Source organism: Deltaproteobacteria bacterium (assembly GCA_019308905.1).
In the GTDB taxonomy this organism is placed as follows: Bacteria; Desulfobacterota; BSN033; order WVXP01; family WVXP01; genus JAFDHF01.
In genome coordinates this window covers 26,720-50,043 of the sequence record JAFDHF010000017.1, presented here as the reverse complement: position 1 = coordinate 50,043, position 23,324 = coordinate 26,720, and the positions used below count along the sequence as shown (strand labels likewise).

Sequence of the window (23,324 nt, the reverse complement as noted above, 5' to 3'; positions counted from 1 at the left end):
GAACGGAGGCAAGGGATAAATGGCGACTAATGTGACGGTTCCGATGGTAGGTAAGATCGTGGCAGTGGCGGTGAAAGTCGGTGACAAGGTTGCGGAGAACGACCCCATAGCCACCCTGGAAGCGATGAAGATGGAGATGCCGGTGGTGGCACCCGTGGGAGGTGTGATCAAGGAGATACTCGTCTCTCCCGGACAGGAGGTTGAAGCTGACGGTTTGATAGCGGTGATCGAATAGGGGCTTCCATGGAGAGGCCCCTGATCCTGGTCTGTACCCTGGGGTAAAGGATGAGACTCGAGGGAAGGTCTGCAGTTGTGACTGGGAGCGGGCGTGGGGTGGGAAGAGCGGTGAGCCTTGCCTTTGCACGGGAAGGGGCCGACGTGGTCGTTAACTATGCCACTCGTGCCGAGCCGGCCCGAGAGGTCGTGGCCGAGATCGAAAGACTGGGGCAGCGGGCGGTGGCCGTCCAGGGGGATGTGGCCTGCAAGGGGGACTGCGAGAGGATCGTCGGAACGGCTGTGGAGCGTTTCGGAAAGATCGATATTCTGGTGAACAATGCAGGGATCACCAGGCCGGCAATGCTCTCCAAGATGACCGAGGAGCAATGGGACGAGGTTGTGGATGTCCATCTGAAGGGGTCATTTCTATGTACCCAGGCTGCGGTGCCGCATTTCATGGAGCAGCGGGGGGGGCGGATCATCAACGTGACTTCGGTAGCCGGCCTTGTGGGTACCACCGGGCAGATCAACTACGCATCTGCAAAGGGGGGTCTTGTAGCTTTCACAAAATCCTGCGCGAGGGAGTTGGCGAGATTCGGGGTGAATGCCAATCTCATTTCCCTTGGGATCGTCTTTACCGAGATGACCCGGAAGCTCCAGGAGGATCCCAAGCTGAGGGATATCTATTTGAGGAGGATCCTTCTGAACCGCTATGCTGATCCCGAGGATGTGGCACCGGCCTTTGTTTTTCTTGCATCTGAGGATGCCCGGTATATTACCGGTCAGATTCTGTGTGTGGACGGTGGGTACGGACTGACCTGACAGGGGGAGATTCGAGAAGACCCTGCCCCGGGGGAGGAACAGTCTCGGGCCGCTTTTTGGAAGACTGCTCAATGGGCAGGGCGGAAAGGGGTGGAATGGATGTCGACGATACCTGAGAAGATCGATACGTGGCAGATGGTTCAGCCTGCGGTGAGAGATAAGGAGACGGGCTCGGTAACGCCGGGCAAGCTTGAACGAACCTCGATCCCGGTTCCCCCTCTGTCTCCAGAGGAGGTTCTGGTGGAAGTGGCCGGATGCGGTGTTTGCCATACCGATCTTGGTTATTTCTACGATGGGGTGCCTACCGTGCAGAAACCGCCATTGACCCTGGGCCACGAAATCAGTGGGAGGGTGATCGCTGGAGACGAGAATTGGATCGGCAAGGAAGTGATCATTCCCGCGGTGATGCCCTGCCGCAGGTGTATTCTCTGCAAGACCGGTAGGGGAAATCGGTGCTTGGCTCAGAAGATGCCCGGGAACAGCCTTGGAATCTATGGCGGATTTTCGAGCCATATTCCTGTCCCATCCGTCGATCTGTGCGAGGTGAGGAACCGGGGGGATATACCTCTGGAACACCTGGCGGTGGTGGCCGATGCAGGGACCACACCCTTCCAGGCTGCAAGGAGGGCGGACCTTCAGCCTGGCGATAGAGTCGTTGTAATCGGCGTGACCGGGGGGGTGGGTGTCTACATGGCTCAGACTGCAAAGGCCCTGGGAGCAAAGGCCGTCATCGGCATTGCGAGAAACCCTGAGAAGCTCGAGAGAGCTTTGAACTACGGGGCTGACTTTGTCATCAATTCACAGGGCAAGGGCCCCAGGGATGTGAGGAAGGAATTTCGGGAGATCTGCAAAGAGAACGGGTTGGAAGGGGGATTCGGATGGAAGATTTTTGAGGTGAGTGGGACGAAGGGGGGGCAGGAGATCGCTTTGGAGTTGCTCTCCTTTACGGGTAAGCTGGTTGTGATCGGATTCGGTATGGCCAAAGTCGAGTACAGCATCTCTCGACTCATGGCCTTTGATGCGGAAATCATCGGAACCTGGGGATGCCTGCCCGAGTACTATCCCATCGTGCTTGATATGGTTGTCTCCAGGAGGATCGATGTCGAGCCCTTTGTCGAGGTGAGGCCGATGAGCCAGATCCAGTCGGTCTTTGAGGAGGTCCATGAGGCGGGTTCCCCGGCAAGGCGGATCGTCCTCAAGCCTGATTTCTGAGTCGGCGTTACTGAAAAAACCACTCAAGGGGCAGACTCCTGTTGTCTGGGGGTGCCGGTCCGAGCTTGGGAGGTTGGGCCGGAGGGGGACTGAGAGGCGGCCAGAAGGCCTGTCGTCCAGAGCAGGAGCCTGCGTTTTTCGGTGACGGCTGAGCATGCAAGGGGCCGGGGAGGGACAAAGCGGTATGCACCTGGGCCTCGGCACAAACACGGACAGGAGAGGAGGGGCGAGATGGCACTGGATTGGCTGGTGAGGGACAACGAACCAAAGGATCACAACCTTTTTGGAGATCAGTTTTTCGGAACCGAGCCACCCTGTACCATGTACGAGAAAAAAGCCCTTGTCGATCCAAATGGAGAAGTGGTGGACGGTCTCTACACGGCCTGGATCACCCTGAACAATCCAAAGCAGTTCAACTCCTACACCACGGGAATGGTCAAGGGGGTGATCGCGGGTTTTCACAGGGCCTCTGTGGATAGATCGGTGGTGGCAGCGATCTTTACCGCAGTGGGTGACAGGGCCTTCTGTACCGGCGGCAACACGAAGGAGTATGCGGAGTACTACACCAGGAGGCCTAAGGAGTATGCAGACTACATGGATCTCTTCTCGGGTATGGTGGACGGCATACTGAAGTGTCGCGTTCCGGTGATCTGTCGCTGCAATGGCATGAGGATCGCCGGCGGTCAGGAGATCGGACAGGCCTGTGATCTCACCGTGGCAGCCGACACCGCTGTCTTCGGGCAGGCCGGCACGCGGGTCGGTTCCACACCGGACGGCGGATCTTCTGACTTTCTGCCCTGGAATCTGAGCATGGAGCAGGCCATGTGGAACTGTATCTCCAACGTGCCCTGGAGCGCCTATAAGATGGAGAGGCTGGGATTGATCACCAAGGCTATCCCCATCAAGAAGGATCGGAAAGGCAAGTGGGTGAGGGACCCCAGGGTGATCACGGAAAGATATGTGGACAATGGCGAGATTGTCTACGGTGAGATGAAGACCGGCAAGGAAGCCGAAGAGGCGCGGGAGTTGCTGAAGTCTCTGGAGACCGACTGGAGCCTCTTGGATGGGTTTATCAACAACATGGTCTGGACCTTTGCGAATACTTTCCCTCTCTGTCTCATGAAGACCATCGAGACGATTCGGATCAAGAAGAGGTTTTGGTGGGACAATACCAAGGCCCATGCTGTCTACTGGCTCGCCGCGAACATGAACATGGATGCCTGGCTCGGATTCAACGCCTTCAACACCCAGAAGGAGACAGGTTCAACCGTGATCGATTTCCTTGAATTCCGGCGGCAGGTCGCCAATATCCATGTCTACGACGAAGACCTGGCCGAACGGGTGTTGCCGAAGCCGAAAAAGTAGGTGGCAGGCCGGGCACAAGGTTCTGGTCATCGGTCTGACCAATTGGAGATACCCTGTGGGCCTGGAGGTTCCATCCGGCCCAAAGGGTATTTCTTTTTTGGAGGGTCAGCCTTACAAGGAGACCTTGTCGTTCTGGGGAGCGAAGTAACGGAGAATCCAGATTCCAGTCCTGGCATCTGCCCGCGGATCGCGATTCTTCGCTTCATTCCGGTTCAACCCAAATCGTGTGTGAGATTCAGAGAGGTGGGAGGATGAGACTAAAGGGGAAGAAAGCCATCGTGACGGGAGCAGGTCAGGGAATAGGCCGGAGCATTGCCTTGAAGCTCGCCGGCGAAGGGGCTGACGTGGCCGTCGCCGAGAGGAATCCGGAAACCGGAGAGGGAACAAGACGTACGCTGGTCGACCTGGGGAGAGAGGCACTTGTTTTTCCGATAGATGTGGCAGACCAGGGGGAAGTCCAGGGGATGGTCGATCGGGTTCTGGAGGTCTGGAAAAGGATCGATATCCTGGTGAACAACGCCGGTTTTGACCGGGGGGCGACTCTCTTCAAGGTGACAAGGGAGGATTGGGAAGCCGTACTCGGTGTCCACCTGAGAGGGACCCTGAACTGCATCCAGGCTGCCGCAGTCCATATGGTGAGGAGCCGCTACGGAAAGATCGTCAACATCTCTTCCGTCTATGGGAGGTGCGGTGGAATGGCCGCAATCAGTTACAGCTCGGCCAAGGCCGGGGTGATAGGCCTGACCAAGAGCGTGGCAAGGGAGTTGGGCAGATACGGAATCAACGTCAACGCCGTTCTTCCGGGCCTTATTCTCACACCAACCACTTCCAAGATGGCCGAAAAGTATCGAAACATGATCGTGGATAATACGCCGCTTGGTCGGATCGGGCGGCCTGAAGAGGTCGCCAGCGTTGTGGCGTTTCTGGCCTCGGACGAGGCGAGTTTCATGACAGGGGCCACGGTAGAGGTTTCCGGGGGGTGGAACATGTAGGGGAGGATGTTGGGATTTGGGGATCGACGCTTGCGCGGATTCGTTCAGTATAACGAACGAACTTTCTGTTCTTTGTGCATGCTCCGATACGCTCTCTGCTCTTTACAGTATATCAAGATCATGTAAGACCTTGACAACTCCTTTTCCTTGGTGTAATCTCTTACCAAGATTGTTCAGTCCAATGAACCTATTGCCGTGGTTCCAGGGCCGGTGACTCTTTGCGCCGGCATTCTGGTTCATTTCTGGCCACTGCTGCTACTGAGGAGGTTTTGGGGATGATCGAGAGATTCCGGGAGTGGTACGAGAATCGTCACGAATACGCGAGGTCCTACAAGGAGAGAACGGGAAGAAAGGTGGTGGGCTTTTTTTGTACTTATTCCCCTGAGGAGATCTTCTATGCCTTTGACGTGCTGCCCGTGAGGATCCTCGGATCTCATGAGGTTCAGGACGTGACCGAGCCTCATCTGTTCGGCATGTTCTGTCCCTTCTGCCGTGATGTGCTCGCCCAGGGTTTGAAGGGGAGGTATGAGTACCTCGATGGTATCAGTATCGGCCAATCCTGTCTCCATCTTCGCCAGGCCTATACGAGCTGGGATATCCACAGAAACCCGGGCTGGAGCCACTATCTGCCCATGCCGAGTCATGTCCAGAGCAAAAGGGCTGTTTCCTTTCTCGTGGGGGAGTATAGGCTCCTGATCGAGAGACTGGAGGAGTTGACCGGGAGGAGAATAGACGATGACGACCTGCGAAGGGGCATAGACATCATGAACAGGGTCCGTAGGGTAATGAAAGAGATCTACGAACTGCGAAAAGACGACAACCCGCCTATCACCGGCGAGGAAGCCATGTATATGACCTGCGCCCAGTTTTTCACAGACGCACGGGAGTTCCTTCCGGTGGCCGAGGAGGTCAAGAGGGAACTGACAACCCGCAAGCTCGACCGTGACCCGGGCAAGAGGATCATGCTCGTGGGTAGTGAGAACGACGATGTGGAATATATCCGGATGATCGAGACACTGGGCGAGCGGGAATCGGTGGGCTGCACCGTGGTGATCGAGGAGCACTGTACGACGACAAGGTATTTCTGGGACGAAGTCGAGTTGGGCGACAGGGATCCACTAACGGCGATTGCCGAGCGGTATGTGTTGCGAACCCCCTGCCCATCCAAGGACTGGCCCGTGAGGACGCGGTTGGACAGGATTCTCCGGTTCGCAAAGGACTGGAGGGCGGACGGTGCAATCGTCCTTCAACAGAAGTTCTGCGATCCCCACGAGGCTGATATCCCCTTTGTTCGGAAGCACTTGCAGGACAACGGCATTCCCACCTACTTCCTGGAATTCGACGTGACTGTCCCTGCCGGTCCTTTCGCGATCCGGACCGAGGCGTTTCTTGAGACCCTGGAGGCCGAGGCGGATCTCTTTTGAGGAAAACCCGATCAGGAGGAATGCACCATGGCGAAGTATCCCACCGAGCCCCTGAAGTGTTGGACAAAAGCCAAGGAGCTGAGGAAGAACTTCTACAGGAACTTTGACCAGGCCCACGAGAAAGGCGGAATCCGGTGGATGGGCAGCGCCTGGGCTCTCGATGCGGTCACTTGCGGCCTGGGAAGGGATGTCTACTGCATCACAGGTGAGCCCTATGGCGCATCCTGTGCTTTCAACAGGCCTCTTTCGGCCCGGTTCCTCACCGCTGCCGAAAACTACGGCTTTTCCAGGGATCTCTGCTCGTACATGAGGAACTACTGGGGCTCGATCCTTACGGATGAGTATGCTTTCGGCGGAAAGTTCCCGAAGGCCGATTTTGCCTTTACCCAGCACATATGTTGCTCTCATGCCAAATGGTATCAGAATGCCTGCGAGCTTGAGGGAGGAGTGCCCCTGTTTGCCATCGATGTGGGCGCCGGCCCGTATCCCCCATTTGCTGCCGAGATGTACGAACACCGTGTAAGATACGTGGCCGAACAGATGTTGGATGCCATCGACTGGATGGAAGAGATCACGGGCAGGAAGTACGATGACGAGCTCTTTCTTGAAGGGTGTTGGAACGACATCCGCTCTACCCACACCTGGGCCAAGATCTGCATGCTCAACAGGGCCGTGCCGGCGCCACTCGACGAGAAGTCGATCTATTCCCTCTATGTCTTCGGTACCCTACAGAAATCCAACGGGGAATTCGCGGACTTCTATGAGGAGCTGCTCGAAGAGGTGGAAGACCGGGTGAGAAGGGGGATTGCCGCCGTGGCGAATGAGCAGGCAAGGGTGATGACCGATACCCAGCCTCCGTGGGGGTTCCTAGGGATCTACCGCCACCTGGAGACCTGGGGAGCCGTTTCGATCGGTTCCCTCTATACCTTCGGCCTTGAGGGGATGTGGCTGTATGATGAGGAAGAGGGCGAGTTTCTGCCGAGGCCGATGCCTGGAGACAAACCCAAGACCCGGGAAGAGGCCTGTATGATGCTGGCCGATTGGCACCTGAGCAAGCCGGAATACCAGCACTTCTACCATCCAGAGTACAAGACCAAGATGATGGATGCCATTGCCAGACACTGGAGAGTCGACGGCATCATTCTCCATTACAACCGGGGGTGCGAGGGGCTCTCCACGGGCATTGCCGAAAATCGGCTGGGTCTCCTAGAGAGGGGACACAAGGTGATGACCTATGAGGGCAACATGGGCGATGAGCGGGAATTCGACGAAAAGGCGGTGACCAACCGTATGGATATCTTCTTGGAGAGTCTGGGGCTCAAGAGACCGGGCTAGATGCTGCCGATAGAAGTCGGTTGCAGGGGCAGTCGGCGAGTGCTCCGAGCAGGTTCGGTCAGGAGCCACTCATGGCTTCCAGGTGGTTGAGGACGGCCCCTGGCCGCCTCGAGGCGATTACAGAATTCAGGAGGTTCGTGGATCATGTTGACTGCAGGAATCGATTGCGGTGCCAAAAATACCAAGACCGTCATCCTCAAAGACGGCAAGATCGTGGGCAAGGGGCAGAACCTGACAGGTTTCGATCAGGCCGAGGCGATAAAGGCATCCCTCGAGGCCGCCCTGAAGGCCGCAGGATTGAAAGAGGAGGATCTTGACCACATAGGTGGAACAGGCTCAGGCGCGGCGGAGATCAAACAGGCCGATATCAAGGTCAACGACATAAAGGCCATGGCAAAAGCGGCCAACTACTTCTTCCCCGGTTCAAGGACCGTCACCGACGTGGGGGCCGAAGAGGGAAGGGCCGTCAAGATCGATGAACAGGGCAAGGTCGTCGATTTTGCTATCAACGAGAAGTGCGCGGCAGGGGCGGGGGCCTTCATCGAGGCCATGGCCAGGGCTCTGGAGTTGCCTCTGGAACAGATGGGCCCTCTGGCTCTGACCTCTGACAAGACAATCCCCATGAACGCTCAGTGTGCGATCTTTGCGGAGTCGGAGGTTGTCGGCCTGATCCACGCCAAGACTGAAAAGCAGGATATCAGCCGGGCGATTCATGATGCCATGGCGAGCCGCATAGTCTCCATGATCCGCCGGATCGGCGTGAACCCGGACATTGCAATGATCGGAGGTGTGGGGAGGAACCCCGGTTTCGTGGAGTCTTTGAAGAGGGAGCTGGAGGTGGAAAGGATCTACGTCCCCGAGGATCCCGAGTTTGGCGCTGCTGTAGGAGCTGCCATTGTCGCGGCCGAGGAGGGCCGGTAGATGGAGGCTGCCAGGCAGGAGCGGTAGGAGTGAGTCTGGAGGACAGAGAAATGGCAGAGGAAGCAAGGAGAGAGTTCTGGAGATGGACCGAGTCTAACTGGAGCAATCCGGATATCGACTGGAAAGGGGCGAAGATCGTCACTCTTGGAATAGACGTGGGTTCTGTGAGCTCTCAGGCGGTGGTGATGACAGACGGCGAAATCTATGCCTATTCCAACATGCGGACCGGCTCCGACAGTCCCGAGAGCGCCAGGAATGCCTTGAACTACGCCTTGGAAGGTACGGACCTGCCCGAGTCTCGCATCGACTACTGCATCGGAACAGGGTACGGCCGGGTCAACGTGCCCATGGCCGACCGGACGGTGACGGAGATAGCTTGCCATGCCAGGGGAGCCAACTTCATCTACGGGCCTGAGGTGAGGACGGTCCTGGACGTGGGAGGCCAGGACTGCAAGGCCATCCAGTGTGATGAGAGGGGAAAGGTGACCAACTTTCTCATGAACGACAAATGTGCCGCAGGCACGGGCCGGGGCATGGAGGTCTTTGCCGATTTGCTCTCCGTACCCATCGATGAGGTGGGCGAGCGTTCATTTCAGGTCAAAGAGGAACCTGCACCCGTGTCGAGCACCTGCGTGGTTTATGCCAAGAGCGAGGCAACGGGACTCCTGCGAAAGGGATGGTCCGTGGAGGAGGTTCTCGCGGCTTACTGTGCGGCCATGGCCGAGAGAATCTACTCGCTTGTCGAGCGGGTGGGTGTGATCCCCGAATTCGCCATCACGGGAGGGATGGCGAAGAATCGAGGGGTCACCGAGAGGTTGATGAAGAAGGTCGGCCTCCAAGCCATGAAGACCCGGTGGGACACCCAGATCGCCGGCGCAGTGGGTGCGGCACTTTTCGGGTATGCCTTGGTTCAGAAAGGAAAGGGGAGGAAGTAGCTACAGGGGGAAGTGGATCTGTGCCCGTGCGGGCCGGATCTCCCACAGGGAGGCATCATGCTTGCGAACTACGGCTACAAAGACGGTTCAGGAGAGTATTTCATCAGTATCGATACGGACAGGTGTGACGGCTGCGGGGACTGCGTGAGGGCCTGCCCTTACGGGGTCCTGGAAATCATGGAGGACCCCAATGATCCTTTTCGGGAGGAACCTGTGGCGGTCGTGACGGAGGCCGAACGGAAGAAGATCAAGTATACCTGCGGTCCCTGCAAGCCCGTGACGAATCGTCCGGTCCTCCCATGCGTGGCCGCGTGCAAACCCGGTGCTATCAGTCACTCCTGGTAGGGACAGGAATCAGGGGATAAGAAATGGGCGATACTCACCTGTCGATTGACGGAGTTCGGGTGGAGATCCAGGAAGGTATGACCATTCTGGAAGCTGCGGGGTCGGCAGGCATCTACATTCCCGCACTGTGCAGCCATCCTGACCTTCCCCCCGGAAAGGGAACAAGACCCAACGAAGCGGTTTTTCGGGGGAAAGAGCGATTTGAGAACGCCTCGGGAGAGGGATTTGACGAGTTTGCAGGATGCCGCCTCTGCCTCGTGGAGATAGAGGGTGTGGCAGAGCTCCAGACAGCCTGCAACACGACGGCTCAACCGGGGATGGTGATCGAGACGAACACCCCTAGGGTCCAAGAGGAGAGGCGCAGGAACCTGTCGTCCATCCTGGCCGGGCACCCCCACGCCTGTCTGACATGCGCCCAGAGAGAGGGATGTACCAGAGAGCCCTGTTCGACCAACGTGCCTGTGGAGGAGAGGTGCTGCATCAAGTTCGGAAACTGCGAGCTTCAAAAGGTGGCAGAGTACATCGGCATTCCGGAGGAGACACCCAGGTGGGTACCCACTACGATCCCGATTCTCGATGGCGAGCCGCTTTTCCGGCGAGACTACAATCTCTGTATCGGATGTCTCCGTTGCGTGAGGGCGTGCCGGGAACTCCGGGGGGTCGAGGCTCTCGGATTCGTATTCGACGAGAAGGGCGGCGTGATCGTGGGGTCTTTGAGCCCCACCCTGAAAGAATCGGCCTGCAGGTTCTGTACGGCCTGCGTCGAGGTCTGCCCGACAGGCGCCTTGCTCGACAGGGAAACAGGTGCGGACCGGGAAGCGGCACTGGTTCCATGCAAGGCCGAATGTCCCGCAGGAATCGATGTGCCAGAGTATGTGCATCTGGTGTCGCAGGGGAGATACTCGGAGGCGGCGGCGGTGGTCCGCGAGAAGGTTCCCCTTCCGCGGGTTCTGGGAAGCATCTGCTTCCATCCATGCGAAGCGTCCTGCAGGCGGGGTGAGGTGAACGAGCCTGTATCGATCCGGGCCCTGAAGCGTTTTGCCGCAGAGAACGACAGAGGTCTATGGCGAAAGCGGGCCGGGATGGCCCCTCCATCGGGTCGGAGTGTCGCCGTGGTCGGGGGAGGACCTGCGGGGTTGACTGCCTCCTTCTACCTGAGAAAGGCCGGCCATGAGGTGGTCCTCTACGAGGCAGAGGATCGGCTTGGAGGTATGATGTGGCTGGCAATTCCGGAATACCGGCTTCCAGCGGGGGTGCTCCAGCAGGATCTCGAGGAGATACTCGAGTCGGGAATCGAGGTCAGAACCAACACGACTGTCGGCGACGGTGTCTCTCTGAGTGAACTGACCGGCCGTCACGATGCGGTCTTTCTGGCGGTGGGTGCTCGGCTGAGCCGGAAGCTGGAGATCGAAGGTTCGAAGGAGAGGGGTGTTCTTTGGGGGCTCGATTTTCTCAAGGAGATCAAGCGGGGCAAAGCGGTTGAGATCGGACGTAAGGCCGTGGTGATCGGGGGAGGCAATGTGGCCATCGATGTGGCACTGACGGCGCGCCGGCTTGGAGCCCATGAGATCCATTTGGCCTGTGTCGAGAAAAGGGAGGAGATGCCGGCTCACGAGTGGGAGTGCGAGGATGCTCTGGCCGAGGGTGTTCTGTTCCATCCGGAGTGGGGGCCGAAACGGATTCTGGTGGATGGAGACAGAGTCACCGGCATCGAACTCGTCCGGTGCACTTCGGTATTCGATGACCAGGGACGGTTCAGTCCGTCCTATGATACGGGAACGACAATGACCCTGGAGGCCGATGCGGTTATCCTCTCGATCGGGCAGGCATGCGATCTCTCCTTTCTCGGTGGTAACGGTAGTATCAAGACCACCGGCGGCGGCTTGATCGAGGTCGACAGGGACTCCATGGAGACCACGGCAAGAGGGGTTTTTGCCGGGGGTGACGCGGTTGCGGTGCCGGGGAGTGTGATCGACGCCGTGGCTTCGGGGAGAAAGGCCGCAGCGGCGATCGATCGGTTTCTGGGGGGAAGCGGCGATATCGACGAGGTGCTCTTTGAACGAGGTCGCATCGATCCCCGGCTGGGAAGGGAAGAGGGCTTTGCCGATGTGCCGCGGGTCGCGGTTCCCCGGCTGATGCCGGAAGAGAGGGGCAGGTGTTTTTCCCCCATCGATCTCGGTTATGACGGCGAGATGGCTGTCCGTGAGGCCAAGAGATGCCTCCGGTGCGACCTCAGGTTGACAATCACGCCTGTGACCCTTCCACCTGAGAGGTGGCTGGAACTCAACGAGGACACGGTAAGCGGGGTTCCTGAGGCCGAGGGTGTTTACCAGCTCCTTGACGGGAACAGGAATGTTCTTTCCATCAAGGGGGTGGCGAATCTTCGCAAAGCCCTTATGGAGCAGCTCGGTTCAAACCAAAAAGCCACCCACTTTGTTTTCGAAGAGGATCGGATGTACACCCAACGGGAGAGCGAGTTGATCCAGCAATACCTCCAGAGGTACGGGAGGCTCCCCGAAGGCGGCGAGGATGAGCTTGACGATCTGTTTTGAGTGGGACGAGTCTCACTACTTTGTGGGGGAAAAGATGGTACTCGACGGGATGGAACAGTATAGAATCAGGGCTATGAGGTATGAGGATCTCGATGCGATCGTTGATATCGATACCCGGGTGCTGGGAAAAGGCCGCCCCGAATACTGGCAGATGAAGCTCGAGCTTGCTGAGAGGCGCTCCCCTCTGGCTTCCCTGGTTGCTGAAGTGGAGGGGAAGGTGGTGGGCTTTATAATAGGGGATGCCAGCGGATGGGAGTACGGTGTTCCTGAGAGTGTCGGATGGATCGACACCATTGGAGTCCACCCGGACTACCAGAAGAAGGGGGTGGCAAGGGCGCTGATGGCCGAGATGACAAATAATCTCAGGAAGGTAGGCGTCAGTACGGTTTACACCTTTGTCAACTGGCGTGACTGGGGTTTGCTCCAGTTCTTCGATCGGATGGGCTTCACCAGGGGGGACATGATCAATCTGGAATTAAGGATCTGACATCTTCTCCTCCGGCCATCAGGAGCATGAAAGTCAGGGTGTCGCCCTCGTGGAGGGGCGTGTCGAGTCTATTAGGGGAGATGAACTTCTCGCCGTTAAGGGCTATCTGGATGAGGGAGTTGAGGGCGCCCCTCTGATCGTACAGCGCTTTCCTTGCAGGGGGGCCGAATTTTTCTATGAGCCGGCCGAGGACGTCCCGGGCGGTGGCTGATGTGCCCGGTAGTTCCAGGATTGTCTCCCCCTTGGCAAGGGCGGCGGAGAGCTCTGGAAGTCCCAGGACCTCGATTCTGATTCTCATGGCAACTCCTGTGGGGGGCGGAATCGCGGAGAATCCGAGATTTCCGGTTAGATAGCAGGACTGGAATCTGGATTCTCCGTCGCTTGGCTCCTCAGAAGGACAAAATGTCCTTCGGGGGTTAATATACCCTGGATCCACGTTGGGTATCAATGGTGGCCGCATATCGATCTGAAGGGGCGGGGAACTCCTCGATGGACGGAATGGATAGGAAGCGGTACTCGGCGCCATCTGTGGCCAAGGCTTTCGAGATTCTCAAGGTTCTAGGTGATGCGAGTGAGGGAATGGGGGTCAGTGCACTGGCCAGGAAGCTGGGGATGGGTAAGAGTACGGTCCATGGGATTACGGCTGCCATGGAGGAGCTCGGGGTGGTGATCCGGGATGATCGAACCAAGAGGTTCCGCGTAGGATTCACCCTCCTCGAACTGGTGAGAAAAGCTCTTCCCCACCTGGAGCTCGCCGAGGTTGGCAGGGGTCCCATGGAGGCTTTGGTGGAGCGGACCGAGGAGACGGCCTTTCTGGGCGTGCTGAACAGGGACCACGTCACCATTGTGGGCGCCGTCGACTCTCCGAAGGAATTCAAGGTCACTGCTCCCAGGGGCACGAGGCTCTCCTTGCGGGCCGGGGCCGTGGGGAAGGTTTTTCTGGCCAACATGGAAAGAGAGAAGGCCCTGGAGTTTTTGAACCGAAAGGGATTGAAGGGATATACTCCTCGTTCCATCACCGACATGGACGAGTACCTCAAGGAGCTCGACAGGGTATCGGAGCGCGGCTTTGCCTTCGATGACGGAGAGTACCTCATGGGGGTGACTGCCGTCGCTGCTCCCATCGTGGTCGACGGCTATCCTCTGAGTGCTCTCTGGTCTGTGGCATTCAGTTCGAGTCTCACAGACGAAAGAAGAGAACGAATCATCGAGGAGGTCAGGCGGGCGGCTGGCACAATCGAGAAGGCTCTCAGGAAGAGCCGCCCATGAGGCGGCTGAATACCAAAGCTCAAATTCGATCTTTCAAGTGGGTCCCTCTCTGATGCCCGAGGGGCGGGGAGATTGATGGATATTTAGGGAGGTATTGTTGGGCGATGGATAGAGACATTTTAGGCCCGATGCGGTTACCCTTTCTGTTCTTAACCCCTGCATGCGTCCTACTTGGTGTGGCAACTGCCTTCTGGACGTCCGGCCGTGTGAGTTTTCCATATGTGATCCTGGCTTTTGCCGGAGGGGTTTCAGCACACATTAGCGTCAACTCGTTAAATGAATATTTTGACTTCAAAAGCGGTCTGGACTTCAAGACCAAGCGTACACCGTTTAGCGGCGGCAGTGGCACCCTGCCTGGAAATCCTGGCGCGGCGTGGCGTGCCTTGGTCACAGGATTGACAGCCCTTGTCGTCACTATCTTGATCGGTATCTATTTTGTGATTCTCAGAGGGCTGCTTCTTCTTCCCCTGGGCCTTGTTGGAATCATGTTGGTGTTTTTCTATACAAACTGGTTCACCCGCAACCCATTGTTATGTTTGATCGCCCCTGGATTAGGCTTTGGGCCTATTATGGTTATGGGTACTCATTTTGTGCTCACAGCGTCGTATTCTTCACCAGCGGGCATTGCTTCACTGATCCCTTTCTTCCTGGTAAGTAATTTGTTGCTGTTGAATCAGTTCCCGGATGTTGAAGCCGATAGAGATGCGGGAAGGAGACACCTTCCGATTGCTGTGGGTTTGCGGGTCAGCAGCCTTGTTTATGGCGCATTTCTCCTGCTTGCCTATATTGTAATCCTTTTCGGCGTTCGTATTAGAATGTTTCCCGCATTTACCATGCTCGGTTTGCTTACCATTCCGGCAGCCCTGATTGCCTTCTATGGCGCCTTTAGATATGGTGAAAATATCAAGAAGTTGCAGCCTTATATGGGCCTGAACGTCATAGTGGTTATCCTTACTCCTGTGCTGGTTGCAATCGGGTTGTTTGTCGGGTAAAACCCTTTTCAAAACCGAAAACGTGATTAAGAGCTGAGACGATGAGACGACTGCTGATTCCGCATCACACTCCGATTCGAACCGTCTAAAACCGCCACTCGACAACGATGGTGCCCAAACGCTCGCGGCCCTCTGCTGCAGGTGCCTTGGTCGTATCTACATCGTGGCTGGATACTATAGCATTGAAGTGAATCCCCCAGTTCTTTCGCTCGTAATGCAGACCGGCAATCATCATCCCGACCAGTGGTTCCCTTTTCACACTGTGGCTCTTGCGGAACGTGTTTCCATCAAGGAAGATATTGTGCGCAAAGGCACTGCCGCGCAACACCAGCGTGGCATAGAAGGATACCGCCTGGGGATCGCCGGGCTTCAGAGAGGCCATGTAATGCATGCTCAGGCCGATGGGATCCGGCACATAGACGAAGCCTCTCGGCATGTTGCGGCCAAAGCGTATCTCCAATGCTGCGCTGGCCTGGGTGAATAGATTGCCCAATCCGACATTACCGTTTATCGCGGCATCGAAACAGAGCCCCACGGGAATGCTCCAGTCCGAGATCTTTTTCTTGCGCATATAGTTGAAGTTAATTACCGGCTCGGTGGAAAGCTGATTGTCCCATCCCTTGGGATCTTCGCTATTGATAAGACGGTGAACCGTTCTCTGGGTCTGTTCGGCCAGCGAGGGCGGGCCTGCCACACCTGCGGTGATCTCGAAGCCACGAAACTCGTCGTTGTTGAAGGCATACCAGGTTGCCTGTAAGGTAAGCGCCCCCGCATAAGGCACATCGTCTTCGATGAGATCCCTGCGCGAAAGGTCATCAGGCGTCTGGATAACCTGGCCGATGGCAATGCCGGCCCGGCAGACCAGCTCTTTCTCAGTTAGGGTTGGAATGATCCTGCCCCAGCGCCTGATGAACCCGGGAACATCCTCCAACGTGTCCCATCCCCCAGCGGCCGCTGAATGCTTCTGCAACGACCAGGCACTGGAAATCTTATTATCTTTCCCAAAGAAGACGTCGTTATCGAATTCAAAGCGAAAGGTCGCCCGCTCCACACCATCAAATTTCCCCGGGTCAGGTGATGGCAGCTCTTGTCCATAAACCGGTCTACCTCCAAGAACAAGAGACACGACTGTCAGAAGAAGTCCATATTTTCCCAATTGATACATGATCCGGAACATCCTCTTTGACACGCTTTGCCTGATAACTTCTATCCTCGAGGAGTCTGTTCCCCCGGCTCACTCCAAGAGAAATAAGCGTATGCTAGGCATAATTGTCATCGATGTGATCTGGAAATAAGAGATGACACCTAGCGCCAAACCGAACTTCATGGCGACTACCAGGTATCCAAGGCCTATGGTCGCCCCCCCACAGGGTTCAGACCACATCGACTCGTATCCAGAGCAGCATCCTGCTCCCTGGAAGGGCGATGAAGCCCATGACCAAGGGAGCCTTGAGAAAAGGGGCCAATCCGAGGACAATGGCGATCACCTGCAAGGCGCCCGATAGGTCGTGCTCCGTGATGACGAGGAAGCCGGCTTTGAGCCGTGTGAGGGCCGATTCGGAAACGGTTGCAGTCAAGAGGGGCCTGGGCAAAGCAAGGCTATCCCTCCACTTTGGCGTTTCCTGGTACTTGTCTTCGAAGCAGTGCTCAAGAAAACCGTATGTTTGATCAAGCTCGGTCGGTTTTTCATTAACCGTGACAGCACAATTGAAACCGGGCCCCACGGCATCATCTAATGGTAACGGGATTGACAGGGCAAGCCGCCCGGGGTTGTATATGGCGCTTCAAAGATTCTTCTATGATCCGCCTTTGTGTGCCCTGGGATTGTCGCCGCCCCCGCCCAATACCGCATAAAGCCTCACCTGGTTGGCGAGCTTTGTCAGCCGTAGCGTTAGCAGCGTCTTCTGGGCGAAGTAGAGAGACCGCTGCGCATCAAGGACGCTCAGGTAGCTGTCAATCCCACTTGTGTAACGTTGTATGGCAAGGCGGTATGTATCTTCCAAAGCATTGACCAAAGATTGTTGTGCCGAGAGTTGCTCGTCTACGGTACCTTGCACGGCAAGGGCATCGGCCACTTCCCTGAAGGCCGTCTGAATGGTCTTTTCGTATTGGGCCAGTGCGATTTTCCGCTGAACCTTGCTGACCCTGTACGCAGCCCAGGTGCGGGCGTCAAAAATCGGCATAATTACTTGTGAGGCAAAGTTCCAGGTGTTAGAGCTGGAACTGAAGAGACCGGAGAGCTCGTTGCTAGCGGTTCCTAGAGAGGTTGTCAGAGAGATTCGGGGGAAGAATGCGGCCCGTGCAGCTCCTATATAAGCATATGCCGCCTTGAGCTGACGTTCTGCGGCTATAATATCAGGCCGGTTCAGAAGCACGCCGGATGACAGGCCTGCGGAAATATCTTTTGGAGGGCTAACACCCGTCAGGTCCCGCGGCAAGAGATTTTCCGGCACCGGAGAGCCTGCCAGAAGGTTCAACGCATTTTGGTCCTGTGCCACCAGTTGGGTATACCGTGCAACATCCCTCCTGGCCGCATCTACCTGAGTTTGTACTCGGCGCAGGTCCAACTGGTTTGCAACCCCAACTTCATATTGCTGCTGCATCAAATCATAAACTCCCTGCTGGGTATCGAGGGTGGAGCGGGCCAGCTTGAGCTTCTCCCGATCGGCGGCAAGGGCGAAATACGCCCTGCCAATCTCGGACACCAGGGCGATCTGCACGCTGCGCCGGGCTTCATCCGTGGCCAGATAGTGTTCCAAGGCCCGCTGCGTGAGGCTGCGGATACGGCCGAAAAAGTCGATCTCCCAAGAAGCAAGGCCCAGATTGACACTGAATTGCTTGGTTGTCCTCGGCTCTCCGGGGCGCGTAAGATCTGAGGAACTCCGTTGCTTGATTCCTGCACCAACCGCATTGACCGAGGGAAACAGCTCGGCCCGTTGAACACCGTAGAGGGCCCGTGCCCTTTCCACGTTCAAGGCGGCAAGCCGCAGATCCCGGTTGTTGTTCAAGGCGGTCTCAATAATTTCTTGAAGGCGTTCGTCGGCGAAGAATTCCCACCACCTCAGCTCCGGACCTGTCGGTATCCCAATCGGAGCTTTAGTTTCTTTGTATGCCGCACCAGCAGGCCAGTGGGCAGAAACCGGAGCTTCAGGTCTGGAGTATTTCGGAGCCATGGTGCAGCCGCCCACAAATATGGCAAATCCGATAATTACAAGAAGAAGATCCCTGTCCATTATGACTGACCCCCGGATGGTTCTGTCTCAGCGGCCCGAACCGCTTGGGGCTGGTTGCGTTTACCAAGGGTTTTTTGAATCAGCACGTAAAATAGTGGCGCGAAGAGAACTACGAGAAGGACGCCGGTGACCATGCCTCCAATCAGAGATGTGCCGATTGCGTTCATTGCGCCTGATCCAGGGCCTGTTGAAACCGCAAGCGGAAGGACAGCAAGGCCGGTGGTCAACGACGTCATTACAATAGGCCGAAACCTAAGCCTGGCGCCCTCGAGCGCGGCGTCCTTCAAACTCATGCCACGCTTGAGCGCATCCTTGGCAAACTGTACGATCAGAATCGCGTTCTTCGTAGTGAGGCCCAGTGTGTTAAGCATGCCGATCTGCATGTAAACATCATTGGGCAATCCTCTCAAGTATGAAGCCAGAAGCGCGCCGACGGCTCCCAGCGGCAATATAAGCAGGATCGAGAGTGGTACCGACCAGCTCTCGTAAAGGGCGGCCAGATAGAGGAAGGTGAGGAAGACCGCAAAGGCATAAAGCAGGGGGGCCTGGGAGGTGGCCATTTTCTGCTGGTAGGAGAGCCCGGTCCAGTCAAAGGCAAACCCCTTGGGTAATCTGGAAGTCAGTTCTTCCATGGCGGCCATGGCTTCGCCACTCGTGCGGCCCGGTGCGGGTTCACCCCAGATGTTGATCGAGGGAAAGCCGTTGTAGCGCTCGAGCTTGGCGCCGCCATAGGTCCACCGTCCGGAGGCAAAAGAGGAAAACGGGACCATCTCCCCTTTTGTGTTGCGGACATAGAGTTTCTTCAGGTCATGCGGCAACATGCGGTATGGGGCATCCAGTTGTACGTAGACCCTTTTCACGCGCCCGGACTTAACAAAGTCGTTGACATATGCGCTCCCGAAGCTCGCAGAAATCACGTTGTGAATCGAAGTGATGGGAACCCCCATTGCACCCGCCTTCTCCCAGTCGATATCAATCTCGTATTGGGGCACGTCATCCATACCGTTCGGCCGAACCCTCATAAGTCGCGGGTCCTGCATGGCCATGCCCAAAAGCTGGTTCCGCGCGGCCATCAGTGTCTGATGCCCCTGGCCAGAAAAGTCCAGGAGTTCAAAGTCAAATCCCGTGGCGTTTCCCAGCTCCGCGATAGCTGGCGGCGGAAACGCAAACACCATGGCGCTCTTGATCCGGGAAAATGCCCTCATGGCCCTTTCCTGTATGGCCCAGACCCTCTGCTCCCGGCTCTTGCGGAACTTCCAGTCCTTCAGTTTTACAAATCCTATGCCCACGTTCTGGCCCATGCCGGCCAGGGATACCCCCGCTGCGCACCCAAAAGACTCAACTGCTTTTTTCTCATTGGTGAGAAAATAATCGCCTACCTGGTTCAAAATACCTTGGGTCTGTTCCAGGGTAGAGCCGGACGGGAGAGTCGCCTGAACCATCAGGACCCCCTGGTCCTCATCAGGAAGATAACTCGTTGGCATTCTCAAGAAAATGAATGCGAGCCCGCCCACTATCAGGATATAAAGGAGAATGTACCGGAGCAGCCGGGAGACCGAGTGCCCGACAACTCGCACAACCATGTCCCGCAACCGGAAAAAGAAGCGGTCGAACCATAGCAGGAAAGGTCGGAGGGGCCAGGGGGCGCTTTCAGCAGCCTCGTGTCCCTTTGGTACAGGCTTGAGGATCGAGGCACAGAGCACCGGCGTAAGAATGAGAGCCACCACCACAGAGAGCACCGTAGTCGCGCAGATAGTGAGGGAGAACTGACGGTAAATGATGCCGGTGGAACCCGGGAAGAACGCGATCGGGCCGAACAGTGCTGTGAGCACGAGCCCTATCCCGATAAGTGCGCTGGTGATTTGATCCATGGACTTTTCCGTGGCCTCTCTTGGCGAAAGGCCTTCTTCGGCCATAATTCGCTCGACATTCTCCACCACGACGATGGCATCATCCACCAGGAAGCCGATGGCAAGCACCATCGCGAACATTGTCAGCATGTTTATCGAAAAGCCAAAAAGTCCCAGGCTCGCAAATGTCCCCAGCACCACCACAGGCATGGCGATCGTTGTAATTACGGTCGCACGAAAACTCCCTAAAAAAAGCAACATCACAAAAAATACAAGGATGACTGCCTCCACCAGGGCCTTGTAGACCTCATTGATGGCCGCCTTGGTAAAGGGTGCGGTCTCGTAAGGGTAAACCACCCTGAGTCCCGGGGGGAAGTAGGGGCTCATCTCGGCGAGCTTATCTTTTACCCGTTGCGCGGTCTTGAGCGAATTGGCCCCTGGCTCCTTCCGAACGACAAGCATCGCAGCGGGCTTACCGTTATACCACCCTTCAATGTCGTAACGCTCTCCCCCCAACTCCACTCGCCCAACATCTTTTACCCGGACAATCGATCCGTCCGGATTTGTTCGAAGGGGGATGGAGCGAAATTCTTCCGGGGTTTTAAGGTAATGCTGAACAATGATGGATGTATTCAGCCGCTGGCCCTTGACCGCAGGCGCCCCGCCGAACTGGCCGGCGGAGACCTCCACGTTGTAAGCCCGAAGCGCCATGATGACATCTTCCACGGTGAGGTGGTAATTAGTCAATTTGTCGGGGTCGAGCCAGACGCGCATTGCATATTCGGCGCCGAAGACCTGGACTTCGCCGACTCCCGGGACCCGCGAAAGTATCTTTTCCAGGTTCGACTTGGCATAGTCCATCAGGTCTACCCTGTCCATACTGCCGTCTTCTGAGATAGTGGCGATTGCCATCATGTAATTGCGGGTGGCCTTCATAACCTCAACCCCATGTTCCCTGACCACCCTCGGCAGACTGGCCATGGCAAGCTGGAGTTTGTTCTGCACCTTGGACCAGGCAAGGTCCGGATCAGTGCCCGGCTTGAAGGTCAGCTCGATACGGCAGGTCCCGGACAAATCGCTGGTAGAAGAAAGATAGATCATTCCCTCAAGACCGGCCATCTGGTTTTCAATGACCTGTGTAACTGAGTTTTCCACCGTTTCCGCGGAGGCACCCGGATAATAGGCCATGACCATTATGGTAGGCGGGGCAAGATCAGGATACCGCGACACGGGCAGAAAACGGATGGCCAGCGCTCCGGCGCTCATTATGGCAATGGCAACAACCCATGCGAAAACCGGACGGTCCAGGAAGAATCTGGAGATCATCAGGCACCTCCTCCCTGCCGCTCCTTTGGCGCAGTTTGAGGCTGCATCCTACCTTTTTTCGGATTAAATGGAGTCGCCTTTACCGGCATTCCGGGCCGCACGAACTGGAGCCCCTCGACAATCACCCGATCGCCCGGGGCAAGCCCCGAGGTAACCAGCCACTTGTCGCCAATGGCCCGGTCCAACTCCAACATTCGCCTTTCGACTTTTCCCCCCTTATTGACAATCAGCACATAGGGTAGACCCTTGGGTGTGCGGTTTACACCTTGCTGAGGCACAAGAATCGCATCTTCTTTGACTCCCTCCGTAATAACTGCCCTGACGAACATTTTGGGGAGGAGGACACCTTTTGAATTTGGAAACACCATTCGCAGGATTACAGATCCCGTTGTCGGATCGACAGATACGTCACGGAACCGTAATGTGCCCTCCAACGGATAAGGAGTGCCGTCTTCTAGAATCAGCCTGACCGTGAGACTGGTTTTACCATCACTATAGATTGGCCCTTCTTCTAATCCCCGTTTTAAGCTCAAGAGTTCTGCGGTGGATTGGGGCACATCCACATAGATGGGGTCCAGTTGTTGGATGGTGGCAAGAGGCGTGGGTTGATAGGCGGTTACAATAGCGCCCTCAGTTACGTTGGATTTACCGATCCAGCCGGAGATGGGTGCGGTAATTTTGGTGTATCCTAATCTGATACGCGCTGTCTTTAGCTGTGCTCTCCAATACTCGATTTCGGCTCTGGCCTGTTTCAGCGCGGCAACCGCATCGTCGTAGTCCTGCTTGCTCACCGCTTTGCCTGCGAGCAATTTTCTGTAGCGCTTGACTCTCAACCTGATGGCAGGCAGACTCGCCTTTGCCCTGGCGAGGGAGGCCTTTGCATTGTCAAGTGCCGCCTGGAATTCGGCAGGATCGATCTGGTAGAGTATCTGACCGGCCTTGACGTAGGAACCTTCGGTAAACAATCGTTTCTGTATGAGGCCGCTGACCTGAGGCCGGATCTCTGCCACACGGAAGGCGCTCGTGCGGCCAGGCAATTCAGTGGTCAGCACGACCCTTTGGGGTTTGATCGTCACTATGCCGACTTCAGGCACGCGGGGTGGCGGCGGGGATTGCTGCCGGCGATTGCAATCTGTCAACAAAAGCCCGCCTATCAGTGCTACCAAAACCATAGTCCATCCAGGGGGCTTATGAGTTGTTCGGTTGAGCTGCATCAGAAATCCTCCAACTATCGACGATGATGGGTGGTTTGGTCTTTGCCGAAACCCTAGCATTAATCACCGCTCCAGTAACCCTCTAAAGAGAATATTCAGGATGACGTCCGGATCCTCCGGGTAGGGGTGATGCTCAGGCGCTTCGAGCCAGAGAAAAAGAAAGGCGTTGGAAAGGCTGTCGAGGGCGATGGCCAGATGGTAAGGGTCGGCGGTCCTCTTGAATCGTCTCCTTTTTATGCCGCTTTCAAAAACGGAGGCGAGGATATGCAAAAAGCCGTCATATCGCTCCCGGATCTTACTATCAAGACCTCCCCTGATATTGAAGCTCGCCCCCCTGGTTTCGGCAAAATAGAGGCGAATCACGGAGAGGTTATCCATAAAGCATGACCTTTTGGCCTTCACGTAATTTCGCAGTTTCTCCACCTCGTCGGCAGGCTCTTGTATCGCCCTGGTTAGGGTGTCATGGAACGCATCGGCCTGGTCAATCATGAGGGATTTGTAAAGGTCTTCTTTGTCGTTGAAGAATTTGTAAATCGTTCCGACGGCGAACTCGGATTTCTCGGCAATCTCTCGCATGGAGACGTTGTGATACCCCTTCTCCGAGAAAAGCTCGAGCGCTGCGGCCAGTATTTCTCGACGATGCGCGAGCCTTTCTCTTTCCCGACGCGGGAGCTCCTCGTTCTGCATTGCTCTATCCCCAGAAGCCTTGGCGAGATCAGCTCCTATGTATGAAGTTGACGTCACCTTCTAGAATATGACGTCACATTCTTCATTTTATGGCAAAATCTCTCCTTGTCAAGCGGAAATTAGCTGGCTTCCGTCTGGAAACACGGC

21 protein-coding genes are annotated in these 23,324 nt (G+C 56.4%); 14 read left to right on the top strand and 7 right to left on the bottom strand.

Annotated elements, in window-relative coordinates:
• The first annotated feature begins 19 nt into the window (after nt 1–19).
• The 12 genes from JRJ26_07880 (at nt 20) to JRJ26_07825 (ending at nt 12,606) form a co-directional block, all read left to right on the top strand.
• Nucleotides 20–235: an acetyl-CoA carboxylase biotin carboxyl carrier protein subunit gene (locus tag JRJ26_07880; protein ID MBW2057400.1), complete on the top strand. Its 216-nt coding sequence runs from the start codon at nt 20–22 to the stop codon at nt 233–235.
• Between the two features lie 50 nt (nt 236–285).
• The gene (locus tag JRJ26_07875; GenBank protein MBW2057399.1) at nt 286–1,038 is read left to right on the top strand and encodes a 3-oxoacyl-ACP reductase FabG; all 753 of its coding nucleotides are present in this window, start codon (nt 286–288) and stop codon (nt 1,036–1,038) included.
• Nucleotides 1,039–1,137: 99 nt separating this feature from the next.
• Nucleotides 1,138–2,250 carry a 6-hydroxycyclohex-1-ene-1-carbonyl-CoA dehydrogenase gene (gene had, locus JRJ26_07870; GenBank protein MBW2057398.1) on the top strand — a complete coding sequence of 371 codons (1,113 nt, stop codon included), beginning with the start codon at nt 1,138–1,140 and terminating at the stop codon, nt 2,248–2,250.
• Between the two features lie 231 nt (nt 2,251–2,481).
• On the top strand, nt 2,482–3,615 hold the full coding sequence (oah, locus tag JRJ26_07865) for a 6-oxocyclohex-1-ene-1-carbonyl-CoA hydratase (protein MBW2057397.1): 1,134 nt from the start codon (nt 2,482–2,484) through the stop codon (nt 3,613–3,615).
• Between the two features lie 251 nt (nt 3,616–3,866).
• Entirely contained in the window at nt 3,867–4,607 is a 741-nt protein-coding gene (fabG, locus tag JRJ26_07860) for a 3-oxoacyl-ACP reductase FabG (protein MBW2057396.1), read from the top strand.
• A gap of 275 nt (nt 4,608–4,882) precedes the next feature.
• Nucleotides 4,883–6,031: a 2-hydroxyacyl-CoA dehydratase gene (locus tag JRJ26_07855; protein ID MBW2057395.1), complete on the top strand. Its 1,149-nt coding sequence runs from the start codon at nt 4,883–4,885 to the stop codon at nt 6,029–6,031.
• Between the two features lie 27 nt (nt 6,032–6,058).
• Nucleotides 6,059–7,366 (top strand): benzoyl-CoA reductase, bzd-type, subunit O, encoded by a 1,308-nt coding sequence (gene bzdO / locus JRJ26_07850; GenBank protein MBW2057394.1) that lies wholly within the window; start codon nt 6,059–6,061, stop codon nt 7,364–7,366.
• A 144-nt stretch (nt 7,367–7,510) separates the two neighbouring features.
• Nucleotides 7,511–8,287, top strand: a complete 777-nt coding sequence (locus JRJ26_07845) for a CoA activase (protein ID MBW2057393.1) — start codon at nt 7,511–7,513, stop codon at nt 8,285–8,287.
• A gap of 50 nt (nt 8,288–8,337) precedes the next feature.
• Nucleotides 8,338–9,222, top strand: coding sequence for a benzoyl-CoA reductase, bzd-type, subunit Q (gene bzdQ / locus JRJ26_07840; GenBank protein MBW2057392.1), 885 nt, complete (start codon nt 8,338–8,340; stop codon nt 9,220–9,222).
• 57 nt (nt 9,223–9,279) lie between these two features.
• On the top strand, nt 9,280–9,567 hold the full coding sequence (locus tag JRJ26_07835; protein ID MBW2057391.1) for a 4Fe-4S binding protein: 288 nt from the start codon (nt 9,280–9,282) through the stop codon (nt 9,565–9,567).
• Nucleotides 9,568–9,590: 23 nt separating this feature from the next.
• Complete coding sequence (locus JRJ26_07830) at nt 9,591–12,119, top strand: FAD-dependent oxidoreductase (protein ID MBW2057390.1); 2,529 nt, start codon at nt 9,591–9,593, stop codon at nt 12,117–12,119.
• Nucleotides 12,120–12,153: 34 nt separating this feature from the next.
• Nucleotides 12,154–12,606, top strand: coding sequence for a GNAT family N-acetyltransferase (locus JRJ26_07825; GenBank protein ID MBW2057389.1), 453 nt, complete (start codon nt 12,154–12,156; stop codon nt 12,604–12,606).
• On the opposite strand, the gene JRJ26_07820 is transcribed toward JRJ26_07825, so the two are convergent.
• Nucleotides 12,584–12,904 (bottom strand): MoaD/ThiS family protein, encoded by a 321-nt coding sequence (locus JRJ26_07820; GenBank protein MBW2057388.1) that lies wholly within the window; start codon nt 12,902–12,904, stop codon nt 12,584–12,586. The genes JRJ26_07825 and JRJ26_07820 overlap by 23 nt on opposite strands.
• A gap of 191 nt (nt 12,905–13,095) precedes the next feature.
• Between JRJ26_07820 and JRJ26_07815 the strand changes: the two genes are divergently transcribed.
• A complete protein-coding gene (locus JRJ26_07815; protein ID MBW2057387.1) occupies nt 13,096–13,875 on the top strand; it encodes an IclR family transcriptional regulator in 780 nt (259 codons plus the stop codon).
• 128 nt (nt 13,876–14,003) lie between these two features.
• A complete protein-coding gene (locus tag JRJ26_07810) occupies nt 14,004–14,867 on the top strand; it encodes a prenyltransferase (GenBank protein ID MBW2057386.1) in 864 nt (287 codons plus the stop codon).
• A gap of 85 nt (nt 14,868–14,952) precedes the next feature.
• Here the strand turns inward: JRJ26_07810 and JRJ26_07805 are convergent, their stop codons facing one another.
• The 6 genes from JRJ26_07805 to JRJ26_07780 all read right to left on the bottom strand — a co-directional run bounded on the left by JRJ26_07805 (nt 14,953) and on the right by JRJ26_07780 (nt 23,177).
• Nucleotides 14,953–16,032: a lipid A deacylase LpxR family protein gene (locus tag JRJ26_07805; GenBank protein ID MBW2057385.1), complete on the bottom strand. Its 1,080-nt coding sequence runs from the start codon at nt 16,030–16,032 to the stop codon at nt 14,953–14,955.
• Between the two features lie 208 nt (nt 16,033–16,240).
• Nucleotides 16,241–16,459, bottom strand: a complete 219-nt coding sequence (locus JRJ26_07800; protein MBW2057384.1) for a LysE family transporter — start codon at nt 16,457–16,459, stop codon at nt 16,241–16,243.
• 204 nt (nt 16,460–16,663) lie between these two features.
• Entirely contained in the window at nt 16,664–18,100 is a 1,437-nt protein-coding gene (locus JRJ26_07795; protein MBW2057383.1) for an efflux transporter outer membrane subunit, read from the bottom strand.
• Entirely contained in the window at nt 18,100–21,273 is a 3,174-nt protein-coding gene (locus JRJ26_07790) for an efflux RND transporter permease subunit (GenBank protein ID MBW2057382.1), read from the bottom strand. The genes JRJ26_07795 and JRJ26_07790 overlap by 1 nt, the downstream gene beginning before the upstream one ends.
• 2 nt (nt 21,274–21,275) lie before the next feature.
• Complete coding sequence (locus JRJ26_07785; GenBank protein ID MBW2057381.1) at nt 21,276–22,490, bottom strand: efflux RND transporter periplasmic adaptor subunit; 1,215 nt, start codon at nt 22,488–22,490, stop codon at nt 21,276–21,278.
• A gap of 63 nt (nt 22,491–22,553) precedes the next feature.
• Nucleotides 22,554–23,177: a TetR/AcrR family transcriptional regulator gene (locus JRJ26_07780; protein ID MBW2057380.1), complete on the bottom strand. Its 624-nt coding sequence runs from the start codon at nt 23,175–23,177 to the stop codon at nt 22,554–22,556.
• Nucleotides 23,178–23,324 lie beyond the last annotated feature (147 nt).